We start from the raw sequence: 25459 nt of genomic DNA, 5'->3' as shown, positions 1-25459 counted from the left end.
GCCAGGTGCTCCTCCCGTCCTCCCCACCGCCTTTCCCGCCCCTTGCCCCCGTCCTCCCCTGCCCCTGCCCCATCTCACCGTTCCGGGAAGTGAACGCGTATGACCGCACCGCACGGAAGGGCCGCAGGCCCGTTCCGGCAGCCCAAGGCCGTCTGGGCCGTCGCCTTCGCCTGTGTGATCTCCTTCATGGGCATCGGCCTCGTCGACCCGATCCTGCCCGCGCTCGCGGAGAGCCTCGACGCCACCCCGAGCCAGGTGTCGCTGCTGTTCAGCAGCTATCTGATCGTCACCGCCGTGGCCATGCTGATCGTCGGCTGGGTCTCCAGCCGCATCGGCGCCAAGCGCACCCTGGTCACCGGGCTCGCCGTCATCGTCGTCTTCGCCGCGCTCGCCGGCACCACCGACTCCATCAACGGCATCGTGGGCTTCCGTGCGGGGTGGGGCCTGGGCAACGCCCTGTTCATCGCCACCTCGCTGGCCGTCATCGTGGCCTCCGCCAGCGGCGGTTTCGGCGGCGCCATCATCCTCTACGAGACGGCCCTCGGCCTGGGCATAGCCGTCGGCCCCCTGCTCGGCGGCGAACTCGGCGCCATCAGCTGGCGCGGCCCCTTCTTCGGCGTCGCCGCCCTGATGGCCGTCGCCCTCATCGCCACCGTCGTCCTCGTCCCCGACCTGCCCCGGCCGGAGAAGGTCACCTCGCCGCTCGCCCCGCTGAGGGCCCTGCGACACCAGGGCCTGCTCACCATGGGCATCATGGCCCTGCTGTACAACTGGGGCTTCTTCACCATGCTCGGCTACGCGCCGTACCCCATGGAGCTGAACGCCCATCGGCTCGGCCTGGTCTTCACCGCCTGGGGCCTGCTCGTCGCCGCCTTCAGTGTCCTGGTCGCCCCCCGCCTCCAGGCCCGCTACGGCACCGCCCCGGTGCTCTACGCCAACCTGCTCGGCCTGGGAGTCGTCATGGCCGTCATCGCCGCCGGGGTCGGCGATCCCACCGCGGTGATCGTGGCGGTCATCGCCAGCGGGGCCTTCATCGGCGTCAACAACACCCTCACGACCCAGGCCGTCATGCTCGTCGCGCCGGTGGAACGCTCCGTCGCCTCCTCCGCCTACGGCTTCCTGCGCTTCATCGGCGGCGGTCTCGCCCCGTACGCCGCCGGGAGGCTCGCCGACGCCACCGACCTGAGCGTCCCCTTCTACGTCGGCGCCGCCACCTTCCTCCTCGCCGTCCCCGTGCTCGCCAGCGGTCACGGGCTGCTCCGCCGCGCCGAGGCGGGGATCACGGAGGCAGGGACCGCCTCCCCGGCGCCCGGCGCCCCGGCGGCGGCCTCACCGGCGCCCTGACCCGCCCCGGTGGGCCGTGGGTTGCGGTCCGGGTCAGACGGGCGTACCGGGCGGCCGGAGGCGGTCCGCCGCCTCCGGCGGCCGGATCCGCATGCCGGGCCGCCGCCGGTGCACGGTCAGATAGGTGACGCCCTCCGGCCCCGCGGTCACCGCCCTCGTGGAGCCGTGCGGCAGCCAGGTCAGGACACCCGGGGCCAGGGGGTGCTCCCCGTCGGCGCAGACCAGGGCGGCCCCGCCGGCCAGCACGAGCAGCAGGACGTCCAGATCGGGCTCGGTGTGGGTGTCCACCCGGGCGGCGGCCGGGAGGCGGACGACATTGGCGTCGAGCTGCCGCCCCGGCTCCGCCAGCCGCCAGAGCGCCCCGGTGGGGGCACCGGCGCCGAGCTCCGCCAGCTCCGCCGTGTCGCACAGCAGGCGCGGGAGGGGACCCGCCCCGGCCGGGGCGGGTGACCCGCCGTCCTCCGCAGTCATCAGCCGCCACCGTCCCTCTGCTCAACTGCCCCGGCGGACCGCCCGGTCGGGGAGCCCGCTGCCGGACGGTCGGCCGCGTGACGCACCGCACAGGGCCCCGACCGGATGCAAAGGCGAATCTAGCATGCGCATTTGATAGCGTCCTGGACGTGCGGATGACGAAGTTCACCGACCTGGCGCTGCGTTCCGTGATGCGCCTGGCGGTCGTGGGAGACGGTGACGACCCTCTGGCCACCCGGGAGGTGGCCGAGGCCGTGGGCGTGCCGTACACGCACATGGCGAAGGCCATCACGCGGCTCCAGCACCTGGGTGTGGTGGAGGCGCGGCGCGGACGCGGCGGCGGGCTGACCCTGACCGAGCTGGGCCGGCGCGCCTCCGTGGGCTGGCTGGTGCGCGAGCTGGAGGGCGACGGCGAGGTCGTCGCCTGCGAGGGGAGCGAGCCGTGCCCGCTGCGCGCCGCCTGCCGGCTGCGCACCGCGCTGCGCTCCGCCCAGGAGGCGTTCTACGCCGCGCTCGACCCGCTCACCGTCGACGACCTGGTGTCCTCTCCCACCGGTCCGGTCCTCCTCGGCCTGACCCGGCGTCCGCCCGGCTGACGGGCCCGCCGGTCCGGCCGGTGCCGCCCTGTGGGCCAAAATGCGAATATCATCTACCAATTAAAGGAGTCCCCGTGCTCTCCGAACAGTCCGTCCCCGTGGTCCGGGCCACCCTTCCGGCGGTCGGAGCCGCCATCGGTGACATCACCGAACTGTTCTACCGGAAGCTGTTCGCCGCCCACCCCGAACTGCTGAGAGACCTCTTCAACCGGGGCAACCAGGCCAACGGGGAACAGCAGAAGGCGCTCGCCGGATCCATCGCGGCCTTCGCCGGCATGCTGGTCGGCGACCCCGGCGCCCGTCCGGACGCCCTGCTCGCCCGGATCGCGCACAAGCACGCCTCCCTCGGCATCACCTCCGACCAGTACAAGATCGTCCACCGTCATCTGTTCGCCGCCATCGCGGAGGTGCTCGGGGACGCCGTCACCCCCGAGGTCGCCGCCGCGTGGGACGAGGTGTACTGGCTGATGGCCAACGCGCTCATGGCCATCGAGGCGGAGCTGTACCAGCGCACCCGCGTCGCGGAGGGCGAGGTCTGGCAGGGCATGGAGATCGTCGAGCGGGACGAGCAGACCCCCGACGCCGTCTCCTTCGTGCTGCGCCCCGCCGACGGCGGCCCCGTCCGGCCCTTCAGCCCCGGCCAGTACGTCAGCGTCCGCTCCGAACTGCCCGACGGCTCCCGCCAGATACGCCAGTACAGCCTCTCCTCGGCACCGGGCCGCCCCGAGTGGCGGATCACCGTCAAGCGCGTCACGGGCGACGGGCGGCCGGACGGCGAGGTCTCCACCTGGCTGCACTCCCGGGCCCGCGCCGGTGACGTGCTCGACGTCTCCGCCCCCTTCGGCGACCTGGCCCTGGCCGACGGCGGCGGCCCCCTGCTGCTGGCCTCCGCCGGCATCGGCGTCACCCCCATGCTGGCCATGCTGGACCATCTGCACACCACCGGCACCACCCGCCCGGTGACCGTCGTCCACGCCGACCGAACCCCCGCCGACCACGCCCACCGCGAGGAGCACCTCGGCCTGGTCGCGGCCCTCCCCGGCAGCCGCCTGCACCTCTGGTACGAGGAGCCGGGCCGGAACGCCCCCGACGGCGCCCGCACCGGCCGCGCCGAACTGGCGGACGTCGACCTGCCCGAGGACGTCACCGTCTACCTCTGCGGCCCCGTGCCGTTCATGCGCGCCGTCCGCGGCGACCTGCTGCGCCGGGGCGTGCCCGCGCGCTCCGTCCACTACGAGGTCTTCGGCCCCGACCTCTGGCTCGGCCAGGAGTGACCCGCCCGCGCCCCGTGGCGCCCGGGAGCCCCGGGGGTACCCGGGCGGCCGGGCGCGGGGCGTGCGGGGCGCGGTCGACCACCGGTGCGCCCGGCCCGCGCCGGGCGGCCACCGGTCCGGGGGCGCCCGGCGCCGCTGAGTAGGATCGGCCGGTCACCCGGACCGCCCCCGACCGCCGCAAGGAGTCCCCGCCGGTGCCCGTCCCGCTGCCCCCGCCCCGAACCGGGCACCGCCCGCTGACCCTGGAGCACCTGACCCGCGACGAGGACGGCGAGCGGCTGCACGCCCTGCTGTGGCGGCCCGGTCCCGGCTGGCGGATGGTCAGCAGCGCGGTGCTGGGCGGCGGCACGGGCGAGCGCGCCTGGGTGCTCAACGCCCAGGTCGCCCACGGCTACCGGCGCACCGACCCCGCCCGGCACCTGGCGGGGCTGGCCCGTGCCGCCGGTGCCGAGGGGCCCGGCGTGGGTCTGATGACCGCCGCCGAGGTGGCCGACCCCGGCCGGGCCGGGGACGGCGGTGCGGAGGCCTTCGCCACCGCCGGGATCTCGGTGCGCGGCTGGGCCGCCGCCCCCGGGGAGGGGGCGGGGGCGGTCCTGCCCGGCACCATCAACATCGTCGCCGCGCTGCCGGTCGCCCTGACCGACGCCGCCCTGGTCAACGCGGTGATCACCGCCACCGAGGCCAAGGTCCAGGCGTTGGTGGAGTCCGGCCACGACTGCTCCGGCACCCCGACGGACGCCGTCTGCGTGGCCGCCCGTGCCCCGTACGCCGGGGGAGAGACCCATGCCTTCGCCGGACCGCGCTCCCTGTGGGGGGCCCGGCTGGCCCGGGCCGTGCACGGAGCCGTCCGGGCCGCCCTGCCCGCCGGCCCGCGGCACGCGTGAGCGGGGGAGGCCCGGCAGGACCTCCCCCGCTCACACACGGTGACGCGGATCAGCGCTGGGCGCTCTTCTCCAGCGCCTTGTCGAGGGCCGCGGCGAAGCCGTTGGCCCAGAGCTGGTTCACCCGGGCGCTCTCGGTGGCGTTCGGGTACGGGTTGGTGCAGGAGGGGCCGGGGCCGCCGCCGGACATCAGCTCGCTGCACGGCCCGGAGTAGCGGTCCGGCAGACCGAGCACGTGGCCCGTCTCGTGGGCGGTGACACGGGTCGAGTCGTACTGCTGGTTCTGCCGGTAGTCCAGGAAGATGTAGCCCTTCCCGTGCATGTTGGTGGAGGCGTACGAACCACGGGAGTCGTTGCCCTCGTAGTACGTGAAGTCGGCGCCCGAGCTGCGCTCCGCCAGCCGCACGTTGGAGACCGAGCTGTTCCAGATCTGGGCGGAGCGGGCTATCTGGGTGCGGAAGGTCGGGGCGTTCGCGGCGCTGTAGTACACGGTGACGGCCGCCGCCGCGCTCGGCGCGCCCGGGGCGTTCGCCTGGCGCTTCGCGACGGACTTCAGGACCGCCTCGAAGAACGCCTGGTTGCCGGCGTTGTCGGCCTTGGCCGACGTCGACAGGTAGGCGGAGTGCGCCACTTCGTGCTGCTGGGGCGCGGAGGCGACCGCGGCCGGGCCGGTGCCGAGCACGGCGACCGTCAGACCGAGACCGACGGCGGTGGACAGCAGGGGCAGGGTGATCCGCATGCGAGGACTCCAAGTGGGGGAGTGGGGAGAAGTCGTCACCGGTGAGTTTGGGGTGCGCACCCGGGCCCTGGGATGATGGCAACAACCGATAGCACGGGGCTATCACCCCGCCCCGTACCGGCCCCGCCCCCGCCCCGCTCCCCTTCCCCGGCGGCCCCGCACCCCTTCCGCGCCCGCTCCCGGAGCCCGCTCCGAACCCTGTCCGGATTCCGTTCCGCACCTCCTCGGACGGTACCCGGCGGCTTCGGTCGGACTGCTGAACTCGCCCTGTTCCGCAGCGTTTTGTTCACCTGGCGCAACGTTCTGTTCCGCTCTACGCTCCCTGCATGGAGCTGGATGTGAGGCACCTACGCGCGCTGTGCGCCATCGCCGACGCGGGCAGCCTGCACCGTGCGGCACGCCAACTGGGCGTCGCCCAGCCCACGTTGAGCACCCAGTTGAGCCGTATCGAACAAGCCCTGGGAGGACCGCTGTTCGACCGCGGGCGCACCGGCTGCCGCCCGACCCCGCTCGGCCGGACCGTCCTCGGCCGGGCCCGCCCGCTCGTCGCCGACATGCGCACCCTGGTGCGCGAGGCCCGCGCCGCCGCGGCCGGCGGGGAAAGCCGGCTGCGCGTCGGCTCCACCGCCAGCCGCGCCCTGGCCGGCTGGCTGCGGCGGCTGCGCCACCCCGGACTGGAGCCCACCCTCCAGATGGACGTCTCCGCCAACGCGCTGCTCGGCCGGGTCGCCGACGGGCAACTGGACGTGGCCTTCGTGCACGAGGTGGAGGGCTGCCCCCTGCAGATGCCCGAGGCGCTGCGGGTGCGGGTCCTGGTCGAGCGCGAGCCGCAGTTCGTGATGCTGCCCGCCGACCACCCGGCCGCCGGGCACCCCGTCGTCCGCTTGGCGGACCTCGCGGAGGACCGCTGGATGGTCGACCCCACGGTGGACGGTGAATGGGACGGGGTGCACCGGGTGCTGCGCGCCGTCGGCATCGACCCCAGGGTCCTGCACGGCGACTACCACACCGCCGCCTCCTTGGTCGCCACCGGCGAGGTGGTCACCGTCTGCCAGCCCAGCTCCCAGTCCCGCCCCGACACGGCGGTGCGGCGCCTGGACGGCGACCCGCTCGGCGTGCGCCTGCTGCTCGCCGCCCGCACCCGGGACGAACTGGACGCCGTCTTCCCGGCGCTGGCGGAGGCGTACTGGGAGGTGGCCCGCGAGTCCCGCGCCTACCGGGACTGGCTGGAGGGCCCCGGCCCGCGGACGGTGGCCCCGCGGCCCCCGGTGCCGGGCGACCGCACGGAGTTCGTCCGGGCCCGCTGACCGCGTCCGCCGACCGAGTCCGCGCCGTCGGGCCGCGGGACCGGGAGGGACCCGGTACGGGCAGGGACCCGGGCCGGGGGCCCTGCCCCGCCGCGATGGACCGACCTCGGCGCGATGGACCGGTCCCGGCGTGAAGGACCGGTTCCGGTGCGAGGACTCGGGCACCGCTCCGGCACCGGCCGCCCGGTCGCCGCCGCCGCCCGCAGGGCCAAACCGGTGGTTGTCCGGGCGAACCGGAATGGGGGCCGGGACGCCTGGTTACGGAGAGCATCATGAGCTCTGCGCGACGACTTCCCCGACTCCGTTCCCTGGCCGTGCTGGGTGCCCTGGGCGCCTCCACCCTCCTGCTGACGGCCTGCACGGACAACGCCGACACCGACCGTTCGAGCGTCGCCGAGGCGGCCCCGACCGGTTCCCCCAGCGGGACCGGCACCGCCTCCGCGTCCCCCACCTCCGCCTCGCCGTCCATGGACAAGGACCAGGAGGAGCGCAAGGCACTGGTCCCGATGGCCAAGGTCACCTGGGACAAGGCCGCCGACGCCGCCGTCAAGGAGGTGCCCGACAGCAAGCTGGTGAGCATCGAGCTGAAGCGGACCTCCGACGAGGCCACCGCCACCACCGGCTCGCCCAGCCCGAGCACCCCCAACCCGGCCCCCAGCAAGGGCGCTCCCGAGTGGGAGGCCAAGGTCGCCACCTCCGACGGCGCCGTGCACCGGGTCGACGTCGACGCGGTGAGCGGCAAGGTGTTCCGCTCCCAGGCCGAGGGCGACCAGAGCGCCGACGACAGGACCCGCACCGCCGACCGGCTGAAGAAGGCCACCGAGACCCCGCAGCAGGCCGTCAAGGCCGCCACCGACAAGACCAAGGGCACCGTCACCGAGGTCGAGCTGGAGGAGAACGACTCCCAGCAGGTCATCTGGGCCGTGGACGTCGTCTCCACCGACACCTGGGACAAGACCACCGTCGACGTCGACGCCGCCAACGGCAAGGTCCTGGGCGAGGACACCGACAGCGACTGACCGCGGGACCGCATCGCGCGGACCGGCGCGGCAGCCGGCACACGCCGCACGCACGGCACATGCGACCCGCGTGAAACGCGGGGAGCACCACAGGCATCGCGCACCACACACAGCGCGGGAGCAGCGGGCGAGGCCCGGCTGCTCCCGTTCCGTGTGCGGTGTGCCGTGTGCGGTCAGGCGGCGGTGCCGCCCGCCTCGGCCGGGGACCCGGACGGCCCGCGCGGCAGGGTCAGGACGGCCAGGAACCCGAGGACCGCCACCGCCGCGAAGAAGTAGAAGCCCCAGGGGTGGCCCACCCCCGACGCCACCAGCGCTCCGGTGATCGACGGGCCGACGATGGAGCCGATACGCCCGATCCCGGACGCCGAACCCAGCGCCGTACCGCGCAACGAGGCCGGGTAGAAGTGGGTGACGTAGGCGTAGACGAGGACCTGCGCGGAGAACACGAACACGCCGGTGAGGAAGATGACCGTGTTGAGCAGGAGGTCGCTGCCGATCCGGAGGCTGAGAGCCGCCAGCATGGCCACCGAGACGGCGAACCAGCCCAGGGTGGTGCCCTTGATGCCCCTGCGGTCGGCCACGTAGCCGCCCAGGACCAGCCCGGCCACACCTCCGGCGTTGAGCACCAGCAGCTGGGTGACGGCGGTGGGGACCGGGTATCCGGCGTCGTTCATCAGCTTCGGCAGCCAGGTGTTCAGGCCGTACACCAGCAGCAGGCCCATGAACGAGGCGACCCAGACGCCGATGCCGGCGCGCAGGTAGGTCGGCTTGAGCAGCTCGGTGAACGGCACCCGGCGCGCGCCCTCCCGCCGGGACCGGACGAACGCCTCCGACTCCGGCAGCCGGAACCACTGCACGGCGGCCACGGCCAGGCCCACCGCGCCGAGGACGTAGAACAGGGACTCCCAGTGGTCGCCGACCCGCAGGGCCAGCAGCGAGGTGATCACGGCGCCGGTGTGGTAGCCGGTCATCGTCAGGGTGCTGGCCCGCGCGCGGCGGTGGACCGGCATGTGCTCGGCCATCATCGTCAGCGACACCGGCATGCAGGCGCCGAGACCCAGTCCGGCGAGCAGGCGCAGCACCGCGAACATCGCGACCGAGTCGGCCAGCGGCACCAGCAGGGTGAGGACCGAGAACACCACCACCGAGCCGATCAGCAGGAGGCGGCGTCCCAGCCGGTCGGCCAGCGGCCCGACGCAGACGGCGCCGATGGCCACCCCGACGAGGGAGAGCGTCGCGATGGTGGTCGCGTCGCCCGTGGTCATGCCGAGGTGATGGGTCTTGAGCAGGGTGGGGATGATCGCGCCGAGGACGACGAGGTCGTATCCCTCAAGCAGGACGGTGATCCAGCACAGGACCACGGTCCAGGCGCTGCTCCCGGTACCGGCGGACCGCGCGGGCGCGCCGGGGGTGGTGGCGGAGGCCATGGTGACATTCCCTAGGGGCGGATGTGTGGAGCGGGTCCGGGCCGGCCGGACCCGCCGGGCCGGTCAGAACGGGTAGTCGGCGATGTCGGGGCGGACCGTCACCCACTGGGTCTCGGTGAACGCCTCCACGTTGGCCGCCGCGCCGCCGAACCGGGAACCGGTGCCGGACGCCTTGACCCCGCCGAACGGGGCGTTGGGCTCGTCGTTCACCGTCTGCTCGTTGATGTGGACCTTGCCGGACTCGATCCGGTCCGCGAGCCGCATCGCCGTGCCGACGTCGCCGAGGATGCCGACGGACAGGCCGTACTCGCAGTCGTCGACGATACGGGCCGCCTCGTCGAGGGTGGAGAAGCCGAGGACGGGGGCGACCGGGCCGAAGATCTCCTCGCGCCAGGCGGGCATGGCGGTGGTGACCCCGCTGAGCACGGTGGGGCGGTAGCAGGCGCCCTCGGCCCTGCCGCCCGCGGCTATCCGGGCGCCCGCCGCCACGCTGTCGGTGACGATCCCGTGCACCCGGTCGAGCTGGCGGCCGTCGATGATCGGGCCGAGCGCCACGTCCTCGCGCGCCGGGTCGCCCACCGGCAGCGCCTCGGCCTTCGCCGCGAGCAGGGCCGTGTACTCCTTCAGCAGCGACTCGTGCACGATGTGGCGACCGGTGGTCATACAGATCTGGCCCTGGTGCAGATAGGTGCCGAAGGCGCCCGCCGAGGCCGCCTTGCGGACGTCCGCGCCCTCCAGCACCACCAGCGCGTTGTTGCCGCCCAGCTCCAGATGGGCCCGCTTCAGCAGCCGTCCGGCCCGCTCGCCGATGGCGCGGCCGACCGGGGTGGATCCGGTGAACGAGACCACCCGCACCTCGGGCGCCTCGACGACGGCCTGTCCGACCGCGCCGTCCCCCGGCAGCAGGTGCAGCACCCCGGAGGGCAGCCCGGCCTCCTCGAAGATCCGGGCGATGACCACGCCGCCGCTCACCGCGGTGCGCGGGTCGGGCTTGAGCAGCACCGCGTTGCCCAGGGCCAGGGCCGGGGCGACCGAGCGCAGGCCCAGGATGAGCGGGAAGTTGAACGGGGCGATCACGCTGACCACACCGGCCGGGCGGCGGCGGGCCAGCGACCAGCGGGCCTCCTCCGAGGTGAGCACCTCGCCCTGCGGATGCGTGGGCAGGCCCGCGCACTCGAAGCACTCGCCGATCGCGAGCCCCGCCTCGAAGGCGGCCTTGGCGCGCACCGACCCCGCCTCGCGGACCAGCCACTCCTCGATCTCGGCGGCGTGCTCGGTGAACAGCTCGCCCGCCCTGCGCAGCACGGCTGCGCGCCGCTGGGGGGAGGTCGCCGCCCACGCGCGCTGCGCCTCGGCGGCCCGGGCGGCCGCCCGGCCCACGTCGTCCGCGGTGGCCATGCCCACCGCGGNGAGCCGGTCGCCGGTCGCCGGTTCGACGACCGGGTGCTGGACGGGGGAGTCGTGCCAGCCGTCGCTGAGGAACTTCCCGTCCCAGACCTCGCTGTCCAGGAATGTCATGATGTGCCCTTTCCTCGGGTGGTCGGAGTCACCGGTCGCCGGGTGTGCCGGGCGTCGCGCGCCGCGTCGGGCGCCCCGGGGTGCCCGCCTGTCGTGTGCCCGCGGGCGGGTGCCGTGCGACGGGGCCGGTGTGCGCGGTGTCCGCGGCGTGTGCCGCGCGAGCCGCGTGGGTCGTGGGGTGTGGGGGATGTGCGGGTGGGGGTCGTGTGCGGGGGTGCGGCGGGGCGGGTCGGTCCTCGTGCGGGCCGGTGCGCCGCCCCGCCGGAGCGGGGTTCAGGAGGGGCTGGTCAGGGCGGTGTCGACCTGGATCAGGCGCGGACCGTCCACCGGCCGTGCCAGCTCCGCGCGCAGCTCCTCCACGCCGCCGACGTGCCGGGCGGCGACGCCGTAGCCCTCGGCGATGCGGGTGAAGTCCAGCCCGGGGATGTCCAGCCCCGGCGCGTCCGCCACACCGAGCAGTCCGCTGAACCAGCGCAGCGCCCCGTACGTGCCGTTGCGGAGCAGGACGACGGTCAGCGGGACGCGGTGCTGGGCGGCCGTCCACAGGGCGGTGATGCCGTAGTTGGCCGAGCCGTCGCCGATCACGCCGACGACCGGGCGGTCGGGCATCCCCATGGCCACCCCCACCGCGCCGGGCAGGCCGAAGCCGAGCCCGCCGGCCGCCGGGAAGTAGTAGGAACCGGGGCGGCGCAGGTCCATCTGGCGCCACCAGGCGCCGGTGGTCGAGGTGGACTCCACGACGTACGCGGTGTCCTCGGGCGACTCGTCGCGCAGGGCGGCGAACACCTGCTCCGGATGGAGGGCGGGGCCCTCCGCGGACGGCGGCTCGGGCACCGGCCGGTGCGCGCCCGCCGGGGCCTCGGGCTCCCCGAGCGCCTCCAGCAGCAGGGCGATGACCTCGCCCGGGTCCGCGACCAGCGCCTCGCCCATCGGCGCCCGTGCGGCGGCCGGGGCGTCCCCGGTCACCTGGACGAGCCGGGTGCCCTCCGGCAGGTATCGGCCCGGCAGGTACTCGTGGTAGCGGAAGACCGGGGCGCCCAGCACCAGCACCAGGTCGTGGCCCTCGAACGCCTCGGACACCGGCGCGATCCCGGCCGGCAGCACCCCCCGGAACAGCGGGTGCCGGTTGGGGAACGGCAGCCGGAACTGCGACGGGGCCGCCCAGACCGGCCCGCCCAGGCGCTCCGCCAGCCGGACCGCCTCGTCGAACAGGCCGGCCGAGTCGATGTCCCCGCCCAGCACCAGGGCGGGCCGGCGCGCCCCGGTCACCCGCTCGACGAGCCACCGGGCCTGGTCGGCGCCCGGCGCGGCGGCGCGGTGCACCCGCCGGTCGAGCACGGCGGACGCGTTGGCGTCGGCCTCGGCGTCCCAGTCGTCGTACGGCACGGAGAGATAGGTCGGGCGGCGCTGGAGCCCGGCCTCGAAGACGGCCTGGGCGAGGGCGCGCGGCACATCCCCGGCGCACGCCGGTTCCGCCGCCCAGCCGACCAGCGGCTTCATCAGCGAGGGCGCGTCGACGCTGGCCAGGTTGGCCTCCGGGCCGATGGCGGAGCGCACCTGCTGCCCGGCCACGACCACCAGCGGAGTGCGGGAGGCCACCGCGTTGGTCAGCGCGCCCATCGCGTTGCCCGACCCCGAGGCCGCGTGCAGGTTGACCAGCACCGGCCGTCCGGTGGCCTGGGCGAACCCGTCCGCCATGCCGACCACGGCGCCCTCGTGCAGGCCGAGGACATAGCGGAACCCGTCGGGCAGGCCGGTGAGGAACGGCAGTTCGTTGGAGCCCGGGTTGCCGAAGACGGTGGTCAGTCCCTGACGCTCCAGGAACTCGTGGGAGACGCGACGCACGGATGGCACGGAGGTTCCTTTCGATGTGGTGCCGGAAACGCTAGGCACCGTGCGACATGGGCACCAATAAATGTTTCGGGGCGCCGACATAGAGACGATCGATATCGAGGCCGTGGTGTCCCGATATAGTCCGTCGTCATGGGCACCTTCGACCTGAATCTGGCCCGCGTCTTCGTCCTGCTGTACGAGACCGGCAGCGTCACGGCGACCGCCGAGAGCCTCCACGTCACCCAGCCCACCGTCAGCTACAGCCTCGGCAAGCTCCGCCGCCACTTCGACGACGAGCTGTTCCGCCGCACCGGGCGCGGACTGACGGCGACCGCCGAAGCCCGGCGGCTGTACCAGCCGCTGCGGCGGGCCCTGGCGGAGATCGACGGGGCGGTGCGGCAGGCGGACACCTTCGACCCGGCGGCCATGTCCGGCCGTTTCACCATCGCCCTGTCCGACCTCGGGGAGGCGACCCTGCTGCCGAGGCTGCTGGCCGCGGCGCGCGAGCTGGCGCCGGGGGTGTCGTTCACTGTGCGCCCGTTCGACGTGGAGGACGCCGAGGGGCACCTGCGCAACGGCGATCTCGACGCGTTCGTCGCCACCCCGGTGCTCATCTCGCACCGGATGGTGCGCATCCCGCTGTTCCAGGAGCGCTACGTGCTGATGGTGGCCGCGGACCACCCCCGTATCCGGGGCGGCGCGGTCACCCTGGACGACCTCGCGACCGAGCACCACGCGACGGTCTTCGGTCCGAGCGGCCACGTCGCCCCGCGCGCGGTGCTGGCCATGCACGGCCTGCTGGAAAGGGTGGCCGTCGACGCCACCCGGTTCTCCATGCTGCCCTATCTGCTGGAGCAGACCGATCTGGTCGCGATCGTCCCCGAGTACGTGGGGGAGGTCTTCACCGCCTCCCACCGGGTGCGCCTGGTGCGGCTGCCGTTCGAGACCGAGCCGATCGAAGTGGCCCTGTACGCCCGGCACGAGAGCTCGCGCAGCCCGGCGCAGCGGTGGCTGGTGCGGTTCATGGCGCGCGTGCTGGGCGAGCAGGTCAGCCCGGCCCAGTTGCCGCCCGGCCCGCCGGCCCGCTGACCGGCCCGCCGGCCCGTGGACCCGACCGGCGGCTACGCCTTGCGGGCGACACCGCCGAACATGGCGACCTCGGCGGTCGGTTCGGCTCCGGTCTTCCCGGGGCGCCAGCGGTTGCAGGAGACCACGCCGGGCTCCAGCAGCTCCAGCCCGTCGAAGAACCGGGCGACCGCCTCCGGAGTGCGCTGGGTCAGCTTCGGGGTGCCGTGCTCGTTCCAGAAGGCCACCGCCGCGTCCACGTCCGGCATGTCCGGCCGGGTGACGGTGTGGGACAGCACGAGGTGGCTGCCCGGGGGCAGCGCGTCCAGCAGCCGCCGCACCAGCCCGTACGCCTCCCCGTCGTCCCCGACGAAGATGACCACCCCGAGCAGGATCAGCGCCACGGGTTCGCTCAGGTCGAGGGTGCGCGCGGCGTGCTCCATGATGGCGCCGACGTTGCGCAGGTCCTCGTCGAGGTAGTCGGTGCGGCCCTCCGGCGCGCTGGTCAGCAGGGCCGCCGCGTGGGCCAGGACGATCGGGTCGTTGTCGACGTAGACGATCCGGGACTCGGGCGCGAGCCGCTGGGCCACCTCGTGGGTGTTGTCGGCCGAGGGCAGCCCGGTGCCGATGTCGAGGAACTGCCGGATGCCGCACTCCGTGACCAGATGGCGCACCGCCCGGCCGAGGAAGCGGCGGTCCGCGAGCGCGTACTCCCCGATGCCCGGGTGCAGGGCGCGGATGCGGTCCCCCGCCTCCTGGTCGACGGGGTAGTTGTCCTTGCCTCCCAGCCAGTAGTTCCAGATGCGGGCGGTGTGCGGCTGGTCGGTCCTGATCCGGTGACGCAGCTCGCCCGGGACGGTCGGCTCGGCCATGGTGCGGTCCTCCGATGCGGGTGACGATCGCTCAGGAGTCAACGTAGCGAGGCGAGTTGACGCCGACGACGGCGGGGGACGTCCCGGAACGGCCGGTGCGCCGGACCCGTGGCGCGGACGGGTGCCGTTCCGGCCGTCCACTCGGGGAGGGTTCCCGCCACGCCCCGACCGCACGGAGGGCTCCGGGGCCCGAGAGGGGGCGGGGCGTCCAGGTGTGGGGGAGCGTCATCATCCCTCGCGCACACGGCAGTCGACCTTTCCCGCCCCGGAACCGGGAGGCCGGACGGGGCGGCGCGGGGCGACCCGGGGAGGACCGGGCCGCCCCGTCCGCTCAGGGCACCGGGAGGGCGCGCCGCGACGAGCGTGCGTAGGCCCGTACCTTCTCCGGCGCCAGCAGCCAGAAGAGGCGGTCGATGCCGTCCGCCGCCACCGTGACGCCGAGCACCCCCACGACCGTCCCGGCTCGCAGGATCACTGCCCCCGGCAGCCCGTTGACCTCCGCCGGGCGGAACGCGGCGCCCGGCAGCATCTCCGGCAGGAAGCCGCTGATCCGCGCCACCCGCGCGGGGCCCGAGACCGGCACCCGGGCCACGCCCCGCATGCCGTTGCCGTCCGCGTGGGCGACCACGGCGGCCGACAGCACCTCCTCCAGCGCGTCCGTGTCGCCGTTCCCGGCCGCGGCGAGGAAGGCCGCCAGCAGCCGCCGGTGCTCCCCGGTGTCCACCGGGGACCGCCGCTCGGCGGCCAGTCGCCCGCGGGCCCGGCTGACGATCCGGCGGACGTTCACCGGGGTCAGCTCCAGCACGGCGGCGATCTCCTCGTACGGGTACGCGAACGCCTCGCGCAGCACGTACGCCGCCCGCTGCACCGGGGTGAGCTTCTGCAGCACCACCAGGACCGCCAGCTCCAGCGCCTCCCGGCGCTCCGCCCCGATCTGCGGATCGACGCCCGTGTCGACCGGCTCGGGCAGCCACGGTCCCACGTAGGACTCCCGGCGCACCCGCGCCGAGCGGGCCACGTCCACGGCCCGCCGGGTCGCCGCCCGCGCCAGGTACGCCTCCGGCTCCCGCACCCGGTCGCGGTCGGCGCCCTGCCAGCGCAGCCAGACGTCCTGCACCACGTCCTCCGCCTCGGCGACGCTGCCCAGCACCCGGTACGCGATGCCGAACAGGCGCGGCCGGGCACGGGTGAAGACCTCCGCCGCCGGGCCGAGGGGATCTCCGGTCACCGGGGTGTCCATGGCGGGGCCGCCTTCCGGGAGGACGGCGCGGGGGTGGGGGCGGCCCCGGCGCGCCGCGGCCCGGAGCCCGCCCCCAGTCTTCCAGAACCGCGCGGCCCGACCGGCCCGGTACCCACCCGTCCGGGCGGAACCCCGCGTGTTTGCCGACCCGTTGAGGGGCAAGGCGGGAGCCATGAGCGATCCGAACAAGGACATGGGCAAGGACATGAACAAGGACACCGGAAAGAAGCCCGCCACCGCCCGGGGCGCCCGGGGCGCGGCCCGCGACACCGCGAGCGGCGCCACCGCGCCCGCCGCCGGGACCGCCAAGTCCGCCGCGCGCACGGCGGAGAGCGCCGCGTCCGGGACTGCCGAGGCCGCCGCGGAAGCCCCCGGCGCCGCCGCCAAGGGCGTCGAGGCGGGCCGCCGGGCCGTCGCCGCCACCTCGGACCAGGTCGCGGCCACCGCCCGGACCGCCTGGACCGTCATCGCGCAGCGCAAGCTCGTCGCCGCGGGCGTGGGAGCGGGACTGACCGCGCTGAGCGCCGCCTCGTACGCGGTGGGGCGCCGCGCCGCCCGCACCCCGCAGGGCCCCCTCACCCGCGCCACGGGCGGCCGCATCTGACCCCCGGCCGCCCGCACCGCGCCCCCGGGACCGCACGCCCGCGCCCCGGGACCGCGCGGCGCCCCCGCGCCTCCGGGACCGCGCCGCGCGCCCGGCGCGGGGGACGGCGCGGCGTGCCGGTCGGCGTGATCGCGCCACGCCCCGGCCCGCCGCGCCCGCTCCCGCCGGTGACGGGGGAAGATGGCCCCGACGCGATGCGTGACCGATGCGGAGGAGTGGGCGCATGCAGCACGACCGAGCCGGCCGCCAGGCCGGACCCGACGACCTGATCGACGTCGCCCGCCTGGTGACGGCGTACTACGCGCTGCGCCCGGACCCGGCCGAGCCCGCGCAACGCGTGGCGTTCGGCACGTCCGGGCACCGCGGCTCGTCCCTCGCGGCGGCGTTCAACGACGACCACATCGCCGCCACCAGCCAGGCCATCTGCGAGTACCGCGCCGACCGGGGCACCGACGGCCCCCTGTTCCTCGGCGCCGACACCCACGCGCTGTCCGAGCCCGCGCGGACCACCGCGCTGGAGGTGTTCGCCGCCAACGACGTGACCGTCCTCATCGACACCGCCGACGGCTACACCCCCACGCCCGCGGTGTCGCACGCCGTCCTCGCCCACAACCGGGGCCGCACCACCGGCCTCGCCGACGGCGTGGTCGTCACCCCCTCGCACAACCCGCCCGCCGACGGCGGCTTCAAGTACAACCCGACGCACGGCGGCCCCGCCGGATCGGACGCCACCTCCTGGATCCAGGACCGCGCCAACGAGATCATCGCCGCCGGTCTGAAGGACGTCCGCCGCCTCCCGTACGCCAAGGCGCTCGCCGCGCCCGGCACCGGCCGGTACGACTTCCTCGGCCGGTACGTCGCCGACCTGCCGAGCGCCCTCGACCTGGAAGCGATCCGGGCCGCGGGTGTCCGCATCGGCGCCGATCCGCTGGGCGGCGCCTCCGTCGCCTACTGGGGCCGCATCGCCGAGCAGCACCGCCTCGACCTGACCGTCGTCAACCCGCTCACCGATCCCACCTGGCGGTTCATGACCCTGGACTGGGACGGCAGGATCCGCATGGACTGCTCCTCCCCGCACGCCATGGCCTCCCTGATCGAACGCAGCGGGCGCTTCACCATCGCCACCGGCAACGACGCCGACGCCGACCGGCACGGCATCGTCACCCCCGACGGCGGACTGATGAACCCCAACCACTACCTCGCCGCCGCCATCGCCCACCTCTTCGCCCACCGCCCCGACTGGCCGTCCGGGGCGGGCATCGGCAAGACCCTCGTCTCCTCCGGCATGATCGACCGCGTCGCCGCCGACCTCGGCCGACCGCTGGTCGAGGTCCCGGTGGGCTTCAAGTGGTTCGTGCCGGGACTGGCCGACGGCACCCTCGGCTTCGGGGGCGAGGAGTCCGCCGGCGCCTCCTTCCTGCGCCGGGACGGCTCGGTGTGGACCACCGACAAGGACGGCATCCTGCTGGCCCTGCTCGCCTCCGAGATCACCGCCGTCACCGGCCGGACCCCCTCCGAGCACTACACCGCGCTCACCGCCCGCTTCGGGGAACCCGCCTACGCCCGCGTCGACGCCCCCGCCACCCGCGAGGAGAAGGCCCGCCTGGCCGCCCTCTCCCCGGCCGGGGTCACCGCGGGGACCCTCGCCGGGGAACCGGTCACCGCGGTCCTCACCCGGGCCCCGGGCAACGACGCGCCCATCGGCGGCATCAAGGTGACCACCGAGAACGCGTGGTTCGCGGCCCGGCCCTCCGGCACGGAGGACGTGTACAAGATCTACGCCGAGTCGTTCCGCGGGCCGGACCACCTGCGGCAGGTGCAGGAGGAGGCGAAGCACGTGGTCCTCGGCGCGCTCACCGCCTGACCGGCCCCGGCCCCCGGGAGCCCGGCGGTCCGCCGCAGGGGCGGGCCGCCCACCGGTGCGCGCGGACCGGTGCGCGCGGACCGGTGGCGTGCGCGGAGCACGGGCTCGGGCGGGTCGGCGGGCACGGACCGGTGGACGGCTCCCGGTGTGCGCGGCATTGAGCGCGTTGCGAACGCCTCCCGGACGGCCCCGGGCGCGCCAGGCACTCCCGGCACTCCGGCACTCCCGGCCGGGGAGGCCGGGCCCCGCCTCCCGGTCCCGCGGGGCTGCCCCGACCGAGCCCGGGCGCGGGCATCGACGGCCGGTACGGGACGCCTCGCGGAACGGGTGCCCGACGGGACCGGGTGCCCGGAAATCCGTGTGCGGGCGTGCCGCCCGTCGTGCCAGGCTTCGCCCGATGGACCGGCAGGTGCTTTCCCTCATCGCCCACGGCGACCACCCGATCGCCGCCCCGCTCGACGACGGGTCGGTGCGCCGCCTGCTCGCCCGTGCCCTGCCGCGGGGCGACGAGCGCGTGCTCGACCTCGGCTGCGGTCAGGCCGCCTGGCTGATGCGTGCCCTCACCGCGCACCCGGGGGTGCGCGCGGAGGGCGTGGACACCTCCGCGGCCGCGCTCGCCCGCGCCGGGCGGGAGGCGGACCGCCTCGGCGTCCGGGACCGGCTGCTCCTCCACCACCGGGACGCCTCCGGGTTCACCGCTCCCCACGCCTTCGACCTGGTGCTCTGCGTGGGCGCGCTCCATGCCTTCGGGGGGCTGCCGAGGACCCTCGCGGCGGCCCGCCGCCATCTGGCCCCCGGCGGCCGGGTGCTGGTCGGCGACGGCTACTGGGAGGGCGAACCGTCCGCCGGGGCCGTCGAGATGCTCGGCGACCTCACCGATCTCGCCACCACCCTGGACCGGGTCGTCGCGGAGGGCTGGACGCCCGTCGACGGACACCTCAGCACCCGCGGCGAACTCGACGCCTACGAGTGGGCCTGGACCGGTTCGCTGGCCGCCTGGGCGCTGGACCACCCCGACGATCCCGACAGCGCCCCGGCCCTGGCCGAGGCCACCGCCCACCGCGAGGGCTGGCTGGGCGTCTACCGGGACGTGTTCGGCTTCGTCTGCGTCACCCTGCGCGAGACGCCCGGCGCCGCCCCCGCGGCACCGGGCGTCTGACCGGCCGCACCGCCCGCCGCACCGGCACCGCCGCCGACGCGGCCCGTACGCCCCCGATGGTCCGCCGGATTCGGGGGTAGACGGGCGGATGTGACGGTCGAGGCTCAGGAAGAGGGCGGGTCGGATGAACGGGGCTGTCCGCGACGGCGGCCGGCGCGGGGACGCGCCGACCGGGGCGTCGGCACGGTATGAGGGCGGGTCGGGGGACATCGCCCGGGGCCGGGAGCTGGCCCGGGGCTTCCTGGAACGGCTGCGGGCGACGGGCGGCCCCGCCGTCTCCGACCGCACCGCGGGCATGGTGCAACTGGTCGTCAGCGAGCTGCTGACGAACGCCTGCAAGCACGCGCCCGGCCCGTCCTCCCTCGGGCTCGCCCTGGCCGACGGAGCGGTCGAGATCACCGTGTGGGACAGCGCCCCGGTGGTGTCCCCGGTGCCCGTCGCCCGGACGGCGGACCCGGGACGGATCGGCGGGCACGGCCTGGAGATCGTCACGGCGCTCTGCCAGAGCCTGGACGTGCGCCGCGCCCCCGGCGGCAAGCGCACCACCGCGCGGTTACGGCTCGTCGACGACGGTCCGGACCCGGCCGCCGGCCGGTGATCCGGGGCACCACCACCCGGGCGCGGGGCATCTCCCCGGGCGTGGGCGGGCGGCCGGGACGGTCCCGGCCCGGTCGAACGGAGTCGGACCGGGCCGTGACGGGGCGACCGGGGGAGCGCCGCCCCCGAGGAACGGCCCGTCCATCGCACAGCTCCACGCCGACTCCCCGGCGGTGCTTCCGCGCACGGGGAGCCCTGCTCCCATGGCTCCGCGGATGGAGCAGCCGTACTCTGCCCAGAAGGCCCTGGGGCATGCCCGGCCATTCCCGTCTGCCGCGCGGCGCCATGCGGGGCTCTCTCGCCGCACCGACCCCGGCCCCGAGTGCTTCCCGTACGAAGGCCCGGAGCCGGCGCGCCGGGAGTACCCGCCCGACGCCGCGCGATCGCCCCACGGGCGACGACGGCAATCGTCGGACAGGCCGTAGGGCCTCTCGTTTGGGCAGGCCGGATCAGGGAGCGGGGCCTGGCCTGATCCAGACGAAAGACCCTAGCCGCGCCGCTCGCCGACCTCCACCAGCCCCGTCTCGTACGCGGCGATCACCGCCTGGGCCCGGTCCCGGACACCGAGCTTGCCGAAGAGGCCGGTGATGTGGTTCTTCACGGTGGACGCGCTGATGTCCATGGCCCGCGCGATCTCCGTGTTGTCCCGGCCCTCCGCCATCAGCCGCCACACCTCCACCTCGCGCGGGGTCAGCTCGCCCGTCCGCGCGACCGGCGGCAGGGGACGGGGCGGTGTCCGCACATAGGCGGCGATCAGCCGGGTCAGCAGCCGGGGCGCGACCGCTGCCTCACCGGTGTGCACCACCCGCAGCGCCGCCACCAGTTCCTCCGGGGAGATGTCCTTGGGCAGGAACCCGGAGGCCCCGGCGCGCAGCGCCGCCACCACGTACTCGTCCAGGTCGAAGGTGCTCAGGGCCAGCACCCGGCACTCCGGCACCTCGTGGGCGAGCCGGGCGGTGGCGGCGACCCCGTCCAGGACCGGCATCCGGATGTCCATGACGACGGTGTCGGGCCGCAGCCGCCGCGCCAGCTCCACCGCCTCCTCGCCGTTCCCGGCCTCGCCGACCACCTCGAAGCCCGGGTCCGGCGTGAGGATCAGCGCCAGCCCGCGCCGCACCAGCGGCTGGTCGTCCGCGATCAGCACCCGGATCGGCCGCCCGCCCCCGGACCCGTCCGCACCCGCGTCCGCCATCCGCTCCGCTCCCTCCGCCGTGCCGCTCATCGCAGCGCTCCCTCGTCGGCCGTCAGCGGGAGCCGGGCGGCCACCCGGTACCCGCCCGTGTCCTGCGGACCGGCCGTCAGCGTTCCACCGAGCAGCACGGCCCGTTCCCGCATGCCGACCAGACCGTAGCCGGAACCGTCGGCCGCCGCCGCGCCGGCTCCGCCCTCGCCGCCCGTCCCGTCGTCGGTCACCGTCACCGCCACGCCGTCCGGCTCGTAGCACAGCACCACCGAGGCCGTCGCCCCGCCCGCGTGCTTGCGCGTGTTGGTCAGCGCCTCCTGGACGATCCGGAACACCGCGAGCCCCACGCTCGGCGGCAGCGGACGCGGCTCGCCCCGCACCTCCAGCCCGGTGGGCAGACCGGCCCGGCGGGACGCGGCGACGATCCGCTCCAGATCGCCCTCGCCGGGCTGCGGCTCGGTCGGCTCCTCCTCCGCCTCGTCCCCGGCGCGCAGCACGTCCAGCAGCTGCCGCATCTCCCGCAGCGCCATCCGCCCCGCCCCCTCCAGGGTGATCAGGGCCTCGCGGGCCACCTCCGGATCGCGGGCCAGATTCGCGCGGGCACCCCCGGACATGAGCTGCATGGTGGTGATGTGGTGCGCCACGATGTCGTGCAGCTCCCGGGCGATGCGGCGCCGCTCCGCGGCCACCGCCCGGTCCGCCATCAGCCGACGGTTGGTCTCGATGTCCCGCTGCCAGTGGGACATCACGGTCGCCGCGACCACCACCACGATGCCGGCCACCCCGGTGCTCACCAGATAGAGCACCGGCGGCTCCGACTCCGACACCCGGCTCGCCATCGGCAGCACCACGCAGGCGAGCACCGAGGCCGCGGTCACGCGGGGACTCCGGTGCCGCGCCACGGTGTACAGCGACAGGCCCAGCGAAAGGCTGAAGTGCGGGGGCATCGGCACGGTGAGGTCGAGCGCGAGACCGAGCAGCAGCACGGTCACCAGCGTGCTCAGCGGAAAGCGCCGCCGCACCAGCAGCGGCAGCGTCGCCAGGGCGGAGAGCAGGCATCCGGCCATCGGGATGTACCCCAGGTCGAGCTGGGAGTTGAGCGTGAACCCGAACAGGTCCACCACCGCGGCACCGGCCGTGACGAGGACGTCGTTGCGGGTCCAGGGCGGGGTGCGCCCTCCGCCCGGCCGGGCCCCCTCGGCCCCGGCTCCACGGGCCGTGCTCGCCATTCCGGTCCTCTCCTCGTGCCATCGGCCGTCCCTCCCGGGCCGCCCGCCGTCCTGGATCACCCGCGGTGCTGGATCACCGGCGGTCCCGGAACGTCCGACGCGCGTGCCGGTGCCGGTCCGTTGCCGTTACTGGTGCCGGTCTCCACGCCCGCCCGCCGTCCGCTCGGGTCCGCGCGGGCGGGCGGCGGTCCGCCCGGTCCTCCAGTCTCGCACCGGGCGGAGCCCGCCGACCGGGACCCGGGACCGATCCCGCTCTGGGAGCAGGGTCCCAGTCCGCGGTCCCGGGCGGCCCCCGCTCCCGGTCCGGTTCTCGTTCCGTGCTCGGAGGAATCCGGGCCCGGCCGCTGATGTGCTGGAGGGGTGCCGGTGACCCGGCCCACCACCCACCGACGGAGGACGACGTGATCCGCGCCCTGACCGGGCTCTCCACCCGACACCCCTGGAAGACCATCGCCGTGTGGACGGTGGTGGGAATCCTGCTCACCCTGGCCGGCCAGGCACTGGTCTTCCGGGCCACCGAGTCGCAGACCGGTGGCTTCCTGCCCTCCACCTACGACTCGGCGGCGGCGCTGCGGACCGCCGAGGAGCGGTTCGGCGTCGACCCGGACGCCAACACGGTGGTCGTCCTCGTCGCCCGCGAGGACGGCGAGCCCCTCACCGACGCCGACCAGCGGCGCGTCGAGACCGTCGCCGGCACGCTGGGCGAGCGCCGTGTGACGATGCCGCGGGACCAGCGGGAAGGCCCCTCCTTCCTGGCCGAGGACTACTCGCAGACACCTCGCACCGCCCCGGCCATGGTCGCCCCCGACCGCGCCTTCGAGCTGATCTCCGTCCAGCTCACCGGCAACACCACCGACCCCGGTATGCACGACCTCTACCGCGCCTTCCGCGACACGGCCCGGGCCGACTTCGCCGCGGAGGGCATGCGCACCGGATTCACCGGCGGCCTCGCGGACATGGCCGACACCACGGAGGCGGGGGAGACCACCTCCAAGGTCGTCGGCCTGGTCATGCTCGGCCTGATCGTGCTGATCAACATCCTGGTGTTCCGCAGCCTCCTGGCCGCCTTCGTACCCCTGCTCGCGGTCAGCGTCATCGGCGGCGCCGCGGCCGGCGTGGTCGTCTCCGCCTCCCTGCTCACCGGGATCAGGCTCGACCCCTCCACCCCCAGCCTCATCGGGGTCGTCCTCATCGGCATCGGCGTCGACTACTTCCTCTTCCTCCTCTTCCGCTTCCGCGAGGAGCTGCGGGCCCGCCCCGATCGCCCGGCGCGCGCCGTGGCCCGCGAGGTCAGCGCCCGGGTCGGCACCGCGATCACCTCCGCCGCCCTCACCATCGTGGCCGCCTTCGCCACCCTCGGGATCGCCACGTTCGGGCAGTTCCGGGTGCTCGGCCCAGCCGTCGCCCTGTCCGTGCTGGTGATGCTGCTGGCCAGCCTCACCTTCATGCCCGCCCTGCTCACGGTCTGCGGACGCCGGATGTTCTGGCCCTCCCGCTCCCTCACCGGCGCCCCGCGCCCCGGCCCGTCCGCCCGCGCGGGTGAGCTGATCGTCCGCCGTCCGTTCGCCGCGCTGCTCCTCTGCGTCGCCCTGCTCGGCGCGCTCGCCGCGGGGCTCAGCGGCATCCGCATGGACTTCGGCCAGACCTCCGGGGACTCCGGCACCCCGGCCGCCGCCACCGCGGCCGAGATCGCCCGCGCCCTGCCCGCCGGGGTGTCCGATCCGGCCACCGTCTACGTCACCGCCGACGGGGGAGGCACCCTGGCCGCCGACACGCTCCGCCCGCTGTCCACCGCCCTCGCCGGGGTCGACGGCGTCGGCAGCGTGGCCGAGCCGGTGCTCAGCGAGGACCGCTCCGCCGCCCGCGTCGACCTCTACCTCGACGCCGACTCCGCCACCCAGAAGGCCCGCGACCTCGTCTCCGGACCCGTGCGGGACACGGTGGCCGCGCACACGCCCGACGGCACCGAGGCCCACGTCGGCGGCACGGCCGCGATCTTCGCGGACATCTCCACCGCCGTCGACCACGATCTGCGGATCGTGTTCCCGGTCGCCGCCGCGCTGATCTCCCTGATCCTGCTCCTCCTGCTGCGCAGCCTGCTGGCACCCGCCGTCCTGATGATCGCCGTGGGAATGTGCTTCGCCGCCACGCTCGGCGCCTCGGCGCTCTTCTTCCAGCACCTCGGGGGCGAGCCGGGCGTCAACTTCGTCCTCCCGCTGGTGCTGTTCCTGTTCGTGGTCGCCCTCGGCACCGACTACAACATCCTCATCAGCGACCGCGTCCGCGAGGAGATGGCCCGCCCCGGGCCGGCCCGCGCCGCCGTGGCCCGCGCTGTGCGCCACACCGCGCCCGCCATCGCCACGGCCGGGGTCGTGCTCGCCGCCTCCTTCGGCAGCCTGGCCGTCAACGCGGCCCCGGCCACCCAGCAGATCGGATTCGCCACGGCCCTCGGCATCCTGCTCTCGGCGTTCGTCCTGTCCATCGTGCTGGTCCCCGCGACCGCCGCGCTGCTCGGCCGCGGCATCTGGTGGCCGGTCCGCCCCGGCCGCGACGGCCACCGGCCGGGGGAGACGGCCCCGGCCCGGCCGGACCGGGAGAGCGTGCCCGTCCCCTGACCCGTCCGCACCGGGCGGCCCGACCCGGGCGCGGGACCCCGCGGCCCTCCTTCCCGGCGCGCCCCGGGGGTCCGGCCCGAGCCCCCGCCCCTCCCACGGTCCCGGCACCACCGTCCCACCGGTGCCGGGACCGCCGCGTCCCCGGCACCGGACGCCGTGTCACCCGGGCGGTGCAGGGCGCCCGGCCCGGCCCGGTGAGCCGTTCACCCGCGTGAGCGCCCCGAGTGGTGCGGGCCCCGGTGGTGACTGACGGTGATTCACGTCGGTCCCGGGTCCCCAGCTGACGAAGGACCAGCTGCCCGGGCCGGTACGGAAGGACATCTCAGATGCGTTCTACTCGTACGTTCCTGGTCACAGCGGCGGCCGCGGCCGCCCTGGCGATCGGCACGCCCGGCGCCCACGCGGCGTCCGGCGGTGACTGGGACAACGGCGGCTCCGACTCCTCGCACAGCGTGGAGCGCGGCGACAACGGCGGACACGAGAGCCCTCACGGTGGTGTGCACGCGGGTGGCGGTGCGCTGTCGCAGGTGAAGGGTGAGTGGGGTGGCGGCTCCGGCGAGGAGCGGGGTGAGGAGGGTGCCCGTGGTGAGGAGAACGAGCGGCCCCACGGTGGTGTGCACGC

At 75.2% G+C, this 25459-nt stretch carries 21 protein-coding genes and 1 pseudogene; 13 read left to right on the top strand and 9 right to left on the bottom strand.

The annotated features are described in order from the left end of the window. Window positions 1-99: 99 nt before the first annotated feature. Window positions 100-1272, top strand: a pseudogene (locus GTY84_RS14285) (MFS transporter); the annotation flags it as partial. A 105-nt stretch (window positions 1273-1377) separates the two neighbouring features. On the opposite strand, the gene GTY84_RS14280 reads toward GTY84_RS14285, so the two are convergent. Next, the gene (locus tag GTY84_RS14280; RefSeq protein ID WP_161226639.1) at window positions 1378-1815 is read right to left on the bottom strand and encodes a hypothetical protein; all 438 of its coding nucleotides are present in this window, start codon (window positions 1813-1815) and stop codon (window positions 1378-1380) included. 149 nt (window positions 1816-1964) lie between these two features. On the opposite strand from GTY84_RS14280, the gene nsrR reads away from it, so the two are divergent. From nsrR to GTY84_RS14265, 3 genes are all read left to right on the top strand, one after another. Then, a complete protein-coding gene (gene nsrR, locus GTY84_RS14275; protein ID WP_161226638.1) occupies window positions 1965-2411 on the top strand; it encodes a nitric oxide-sensing transcriptional repressor NsrR in 447 nt (148 codons plus the stop codon). 74 nt (window positions 2412-2485) lie between these two features. Further along, window positions 2486-3685 carry a globin domain-containing protein gene (locus GTY84_RS14270; RefSeq protein ID WP_161226637.1) on the top strand — a complete coding sequence of 400 codons (1200 nt, stop codon included), beginning with the start codon at window positions 2486-2488 and terminating at the stop codon, window positions 3683-3685. Between the two features lie 194 nt (window positions 3686-3879). Beyond that, on the top strand, window positions 3880-4569 hold the full coding sequence (locus GTY84_RS14265; RefSeq protein WP_161226636.1) for an adenosylcobinamide amidohydrolase: 690 nt from the start codon (window positions 3880-3882) through the stop codon (window positions 4567-4569). A gap of 49 nt (window positions 4570-4618) precedes the next feature. Here the strand turns inward: GTY84_RS14265 and snpA are convergent, their stop codons facing one another. Further along, window positions 4619-5305: a snapalysin gene (gene snpA / locus GTY84_RS14260; RefSeq protein ID WP_161226635.1), complete on the bottom strand. Its 687-nt coding sequence runs from the start codon at window positions 5303-5305 to the stop codon at window positions 4619-4621. Between the two features lie 326 nt (window positions 5306-5631). Here snpA and GTY84_RS14255 point away from each other — a divergent pair, with 326 nt between their 5' ends. Together GTY84_RS14255 and GTY84_RS14250 are read left to right on the top strand one after the other, a co-directional pair. Further along, window positions 5632-6612 (top strand): LysR family transcriptional regulator, encoded by a 981-nt coding sequence (locus GTY84_RS14255; RefSeq protein WP_161226634.1) that lies wholly within the window; start codon window positions 5632-5634, stop codon window positions 6610-6612. 272 nt (window positions 6613-6884) lie between these two features. Then, a complete protein-coding gene (locus GTY84_RS14250) occupies window positions 6885-7631 on the top strand; it encodes a PepSY domain-containing protein (protein ID WP_161226633.1) in 747 nt (248 codons plus the stop codon). A 173-nt stretch (window positions 7632-7804) separates the two neighbouring features. Here GTY84_RS14250 and GTY84_RS14245 read toward each other — a convergent pair whose 3' ends face one another. The 3 genes from GTY84_RS14245 to mdlC form a co-directional block, all read right to left on the bottom strand. Further along, window positions 7805-9058, bottom strand: a complete 1254-nt coding sequence (locus GTY84_RS14245; RefSeq protein ID WP_161226632.1) for an aromatic acid/H+ symport family MFS transporter — start codon at window positions 9056-9058, stop codon at window positions 7805-7807. Window positions 9059-9121: 63 nt separating this feature from the next. Continuing rightward, window positions 9122-10576 (bottom strand): benzaldehyde dehydrogenase, encoded by a 1455-nt coding sequence (locus tag GTY84_RS14240; protein WP_161226631.1) that lies wholly within the window; start codon window positions 10574-10576, stop codon window positions 9122-9124. Window positions 10577-10849: 273 nt separating this feature from the next. Continuing rightward, complete coding sequence (mdlC, locus tag GTY84_RS14235; RefSeq protein ID WP_161226630.1) at window positions 10850-12430, bottom strand: benzoylformate decarboxylase; 1581 nt, start codon at window positions 12428-12430, stop codon at window positions 10850-10852. Window positions 12431-12559: 129 nt separating this feature from the next. Here mdlC and GTY84_RS14230 point away from each other — a divergent pair, with 129 nt between their 5' ends. Further along, window positions 12560-13498 carry a LysR family transcriptional regulator gene (locus GTY84_RS14230; protein ID WP_161226629.1) on the top strand — a complete coding sequence of 313 codons (939 nt, stop codon included), beginning with the start codon at window positions 12560-12562 and terminating at the stop codon, window positions 13496-13498. Between the two features lie 32 nt (window positions 13499-13530). Here the strand turns inward: GTY84_RS14230 and GTY84_RS14225 are convergent, their stop codons facing one another. Together GTY84_RS14225 and sigJ are read right to left on the bottom strand one after the other, a co-directional pair. Then, window positions 13531-14346, bottom strand: coding sequence for an SAM-dependent methyltransferase (locus GTY84_RS14225; RefSeq protein ID WP_161226628.1), 816 nt, complete (start codon window positions 14344-14346; stop codon window positions 13531-13533). A gap of 331 nt (window positions 14347-14677) precedes the next feature. Next, window positions 14678-15586, bottom strand: a complete 909-nt coding sequence (gene sigJ / locus GTY84_RS14220; RefSeq protein WP_161226627.1) for an RNA polymerase sigma factor SigJ — start codon at window positions 15584-15586, stop codon at window positions 14678-14680. 172 nt (window positions 15587-15758) lie between these two features. Between sigJ and GTY84_RS14215 the strand changes: the two genes are divergently transcribed. From GTY84_RS14215 to GTY84_RS14200, 4 genes are all read left to right on the top strand, one after another. Continuing rightward, window positions 15759-16190, top strand: coding sequence for a hypothetical protein (locus GTY84_RS14215; RefSeq protein WP_237532273.1), 432 nt, complete (start codon window positions 15759-15761; stop codon window positions 16188-16190). 223 nt (window positions 16191-16413) lie between these two features. Beyond that, a complete protein-coding gene (gene pgm, locus GTY84_RS14210) occupies window positions 16414-18054 on the top strand; it encodes a phosphoglucomutase (alpha-D-glucose-1,6-bisphosphate-dependent) (protein ID WP_161226625.1) in 1641 nt (546 codons plus the stop codon). Window positions 18055-18451: 397 nt separating this feature from the next. Continuing rightward, the gene (locus tag GTY84_RS14205) at window positions 18452-19213 is read left to right on the top strand and encodes a class I SAM-dependent methyltransferase (RefSeq protein WP_161226624.1); all 762 of its coding nucleotides are present in this window, start codon (window positions 18452-18454) and stop codon (window positions 19211-19213) included. 124 nt (window positions 19214-19337) lie between these two features. After that, complete coding sequence (locus GTY84_RS14200) at window positions 19338-19811, top strand: ATP-binding protein (RefSeq protein ID WP_161226623.1); 474 nt, start codon at window positions 19338-19340, stop codon at window positions 19809-19811. Window positions 19812-20297: 486 nt separating this feature from the next. Here GTY84_RS14200 and GTY84_RS14195 read toward each other — a convergent pair whose 3' ends face one another. Together GTY84_RS14195 and GTY84_RS14190 are read right to left on the bottom strand one after the other, a co-directional pair. After that, on the bottom strand, window positions 20298-21032 hold the full coding sequence (locus tag GTY84_RS14195; protein WP_161226622.1) for a response regulator transcription factor: 735 nt from the start codon (window positions 21030-21032) through the stop codon (window positions 20298-20300). Then, a complete protein-coding gene (locus GTY84_RS14190) occupies window positions 21029-22222 on the bottom strand; it encodes a histidine kinase (RefSeq protein WP_161226621.1) in 1194 nt (397 codons plus the stop codon). Before GTY84_RS14190 ends, GTY84_RS14195 begins: the two co-directional genes overlap by 4 nt. 401 nt (window positions 22223-22623) lie before the next feature. On the opposite strand from GTY84_RS14190, the gene GTY84_RS14185 reads away from it, so the two are divergent. Together GTY84_RS14185 and GTY84_RS14180 are read left to right on the top strand one after the other, a co-directional pair. After that, on the top strand, window positions 22624-24837 hold the full coding sequence (locus GTY84_RS14185; protein WP_161226620.1) for an MMPL family transporter: 2214 nt from the start codon (window positions 22624-22626) through the stop codon (window positions 24835-24837). 326 nt (window positions 24838-25163) lie between these two features. Continuing rightward, the coding region (locus GTY84_RS14180) for a hypothetical protein (protein ID WP_161226619.1) at window positions 25164-25459 on the top strand (296 nt) is incomplete at its 3' end.

Source organism: Streptomyces sp. SID8352, from assembly GCF_009862265.1.
Taxonomy (GTDB): Bacteria; Actinomycetota; Actinomycetes; order Streptomycetales; family Streptomycetaceae; genus Streptomyces.
Note: the sequence above shows the minus strand (reverse complement) of the source record. Positions and strands in the feature narration are given on the sequence as shown.

Coding starts and splice junctions, on each gene's coding strand:
- GTY84_RS14280 (WP_161226639.1), bottom strand. CDS start 1,815: ATGACTGCGGAGGACGGCGGGTCACCCGCCCCGGCCGGGGCGGGTCCC.
- snpA (WP_161226635.1), bottom strand. CDS start 5,305: ATGCGGATCACCCTGCCCCTGCTGTCCACCGCCGTCGGTCTCGGTCTG.
- GTY84_RS14255 (WP_161226634.1), top strand. CDS start 5,632: ATGGAGCTGGATGTGAGGCACCTACGCGCGCTGTGCGCCATCGCCGAC.
- GTY84_RS14250 (WP_161226633.1), top strand. CDS start 6,885: ATGAGCTCTGCGCGACGACTTCCCCGACTCCGTTCCCTGGCCGTGCTG.
- GTY84_RS14245 (WP_161226632.1), bottom strand. CDS start 9,058: ATGGCCTCCGCCACCACCCCCGGCGCGCCCGCGCGGTCCGCCGGTACC.
- GTY84_RS14230 (WP_161226629.1), top strand. CDS start 12,560: ATGGGCACCTTCGACCTGAATCTGGCCCGCGTCTTCGTCCTGCTGTAC.
- GTY84_RS14225 (WP_161226628.1), bottom strand. CDS start 14,346: ATGGCCGAGCCGACCGTCCCGGGCGAGCTGCGTCACCGGATCAGGACC.
- sigJ (WP_161226627.1), bottom strand. CDS start 15,586: ATGGACACCCCGGTGACCGGAGATCCCCTCGGCCCGGCGGCGGAGGTC.
- GTY84_RS14215 (WP_237532273.1), top strand. CDS start 15,759: ATGAGCGATCCGAACAAGGACATGGGCAAGGACATGAACAAGGACACC.
- pgm (WP_161226625.1), top strand. CDS start 16,414: ATGCAGCACGACCGAGCCGGCCGCCAGGCCGGACCCGACGACCTGATC.
- GTY84_RS14205 (WP_161226624.1), top strand. CDS start 18,452: ATGGACCGGCAGGTGCTTTCCCTCATCGCCCACGGCGACCACCCGATC.
- GTY84_RS14200 (WP_161226623.1), top strand. CDS start 19,338: ATGAACGGGGCTGTCCGCGACGGCGGCCGGCGCGGGGACGCGCCGACC.
- GTY84_RS14195 (WP_161226622.1), bottom strand. CDS start 21,032: ATGAGCGGCACGGCGGAGGGAGCGGAGCGGATGGCGGACGCGGGTGCG.
- GTY84_RS14190 (WP_161226621.1), bottom strand. CDS start 22,222: ATGGCGAGCACGGCCCGTGGAGCCGGGGCCGAGGGGGCCCGGCCGGGC.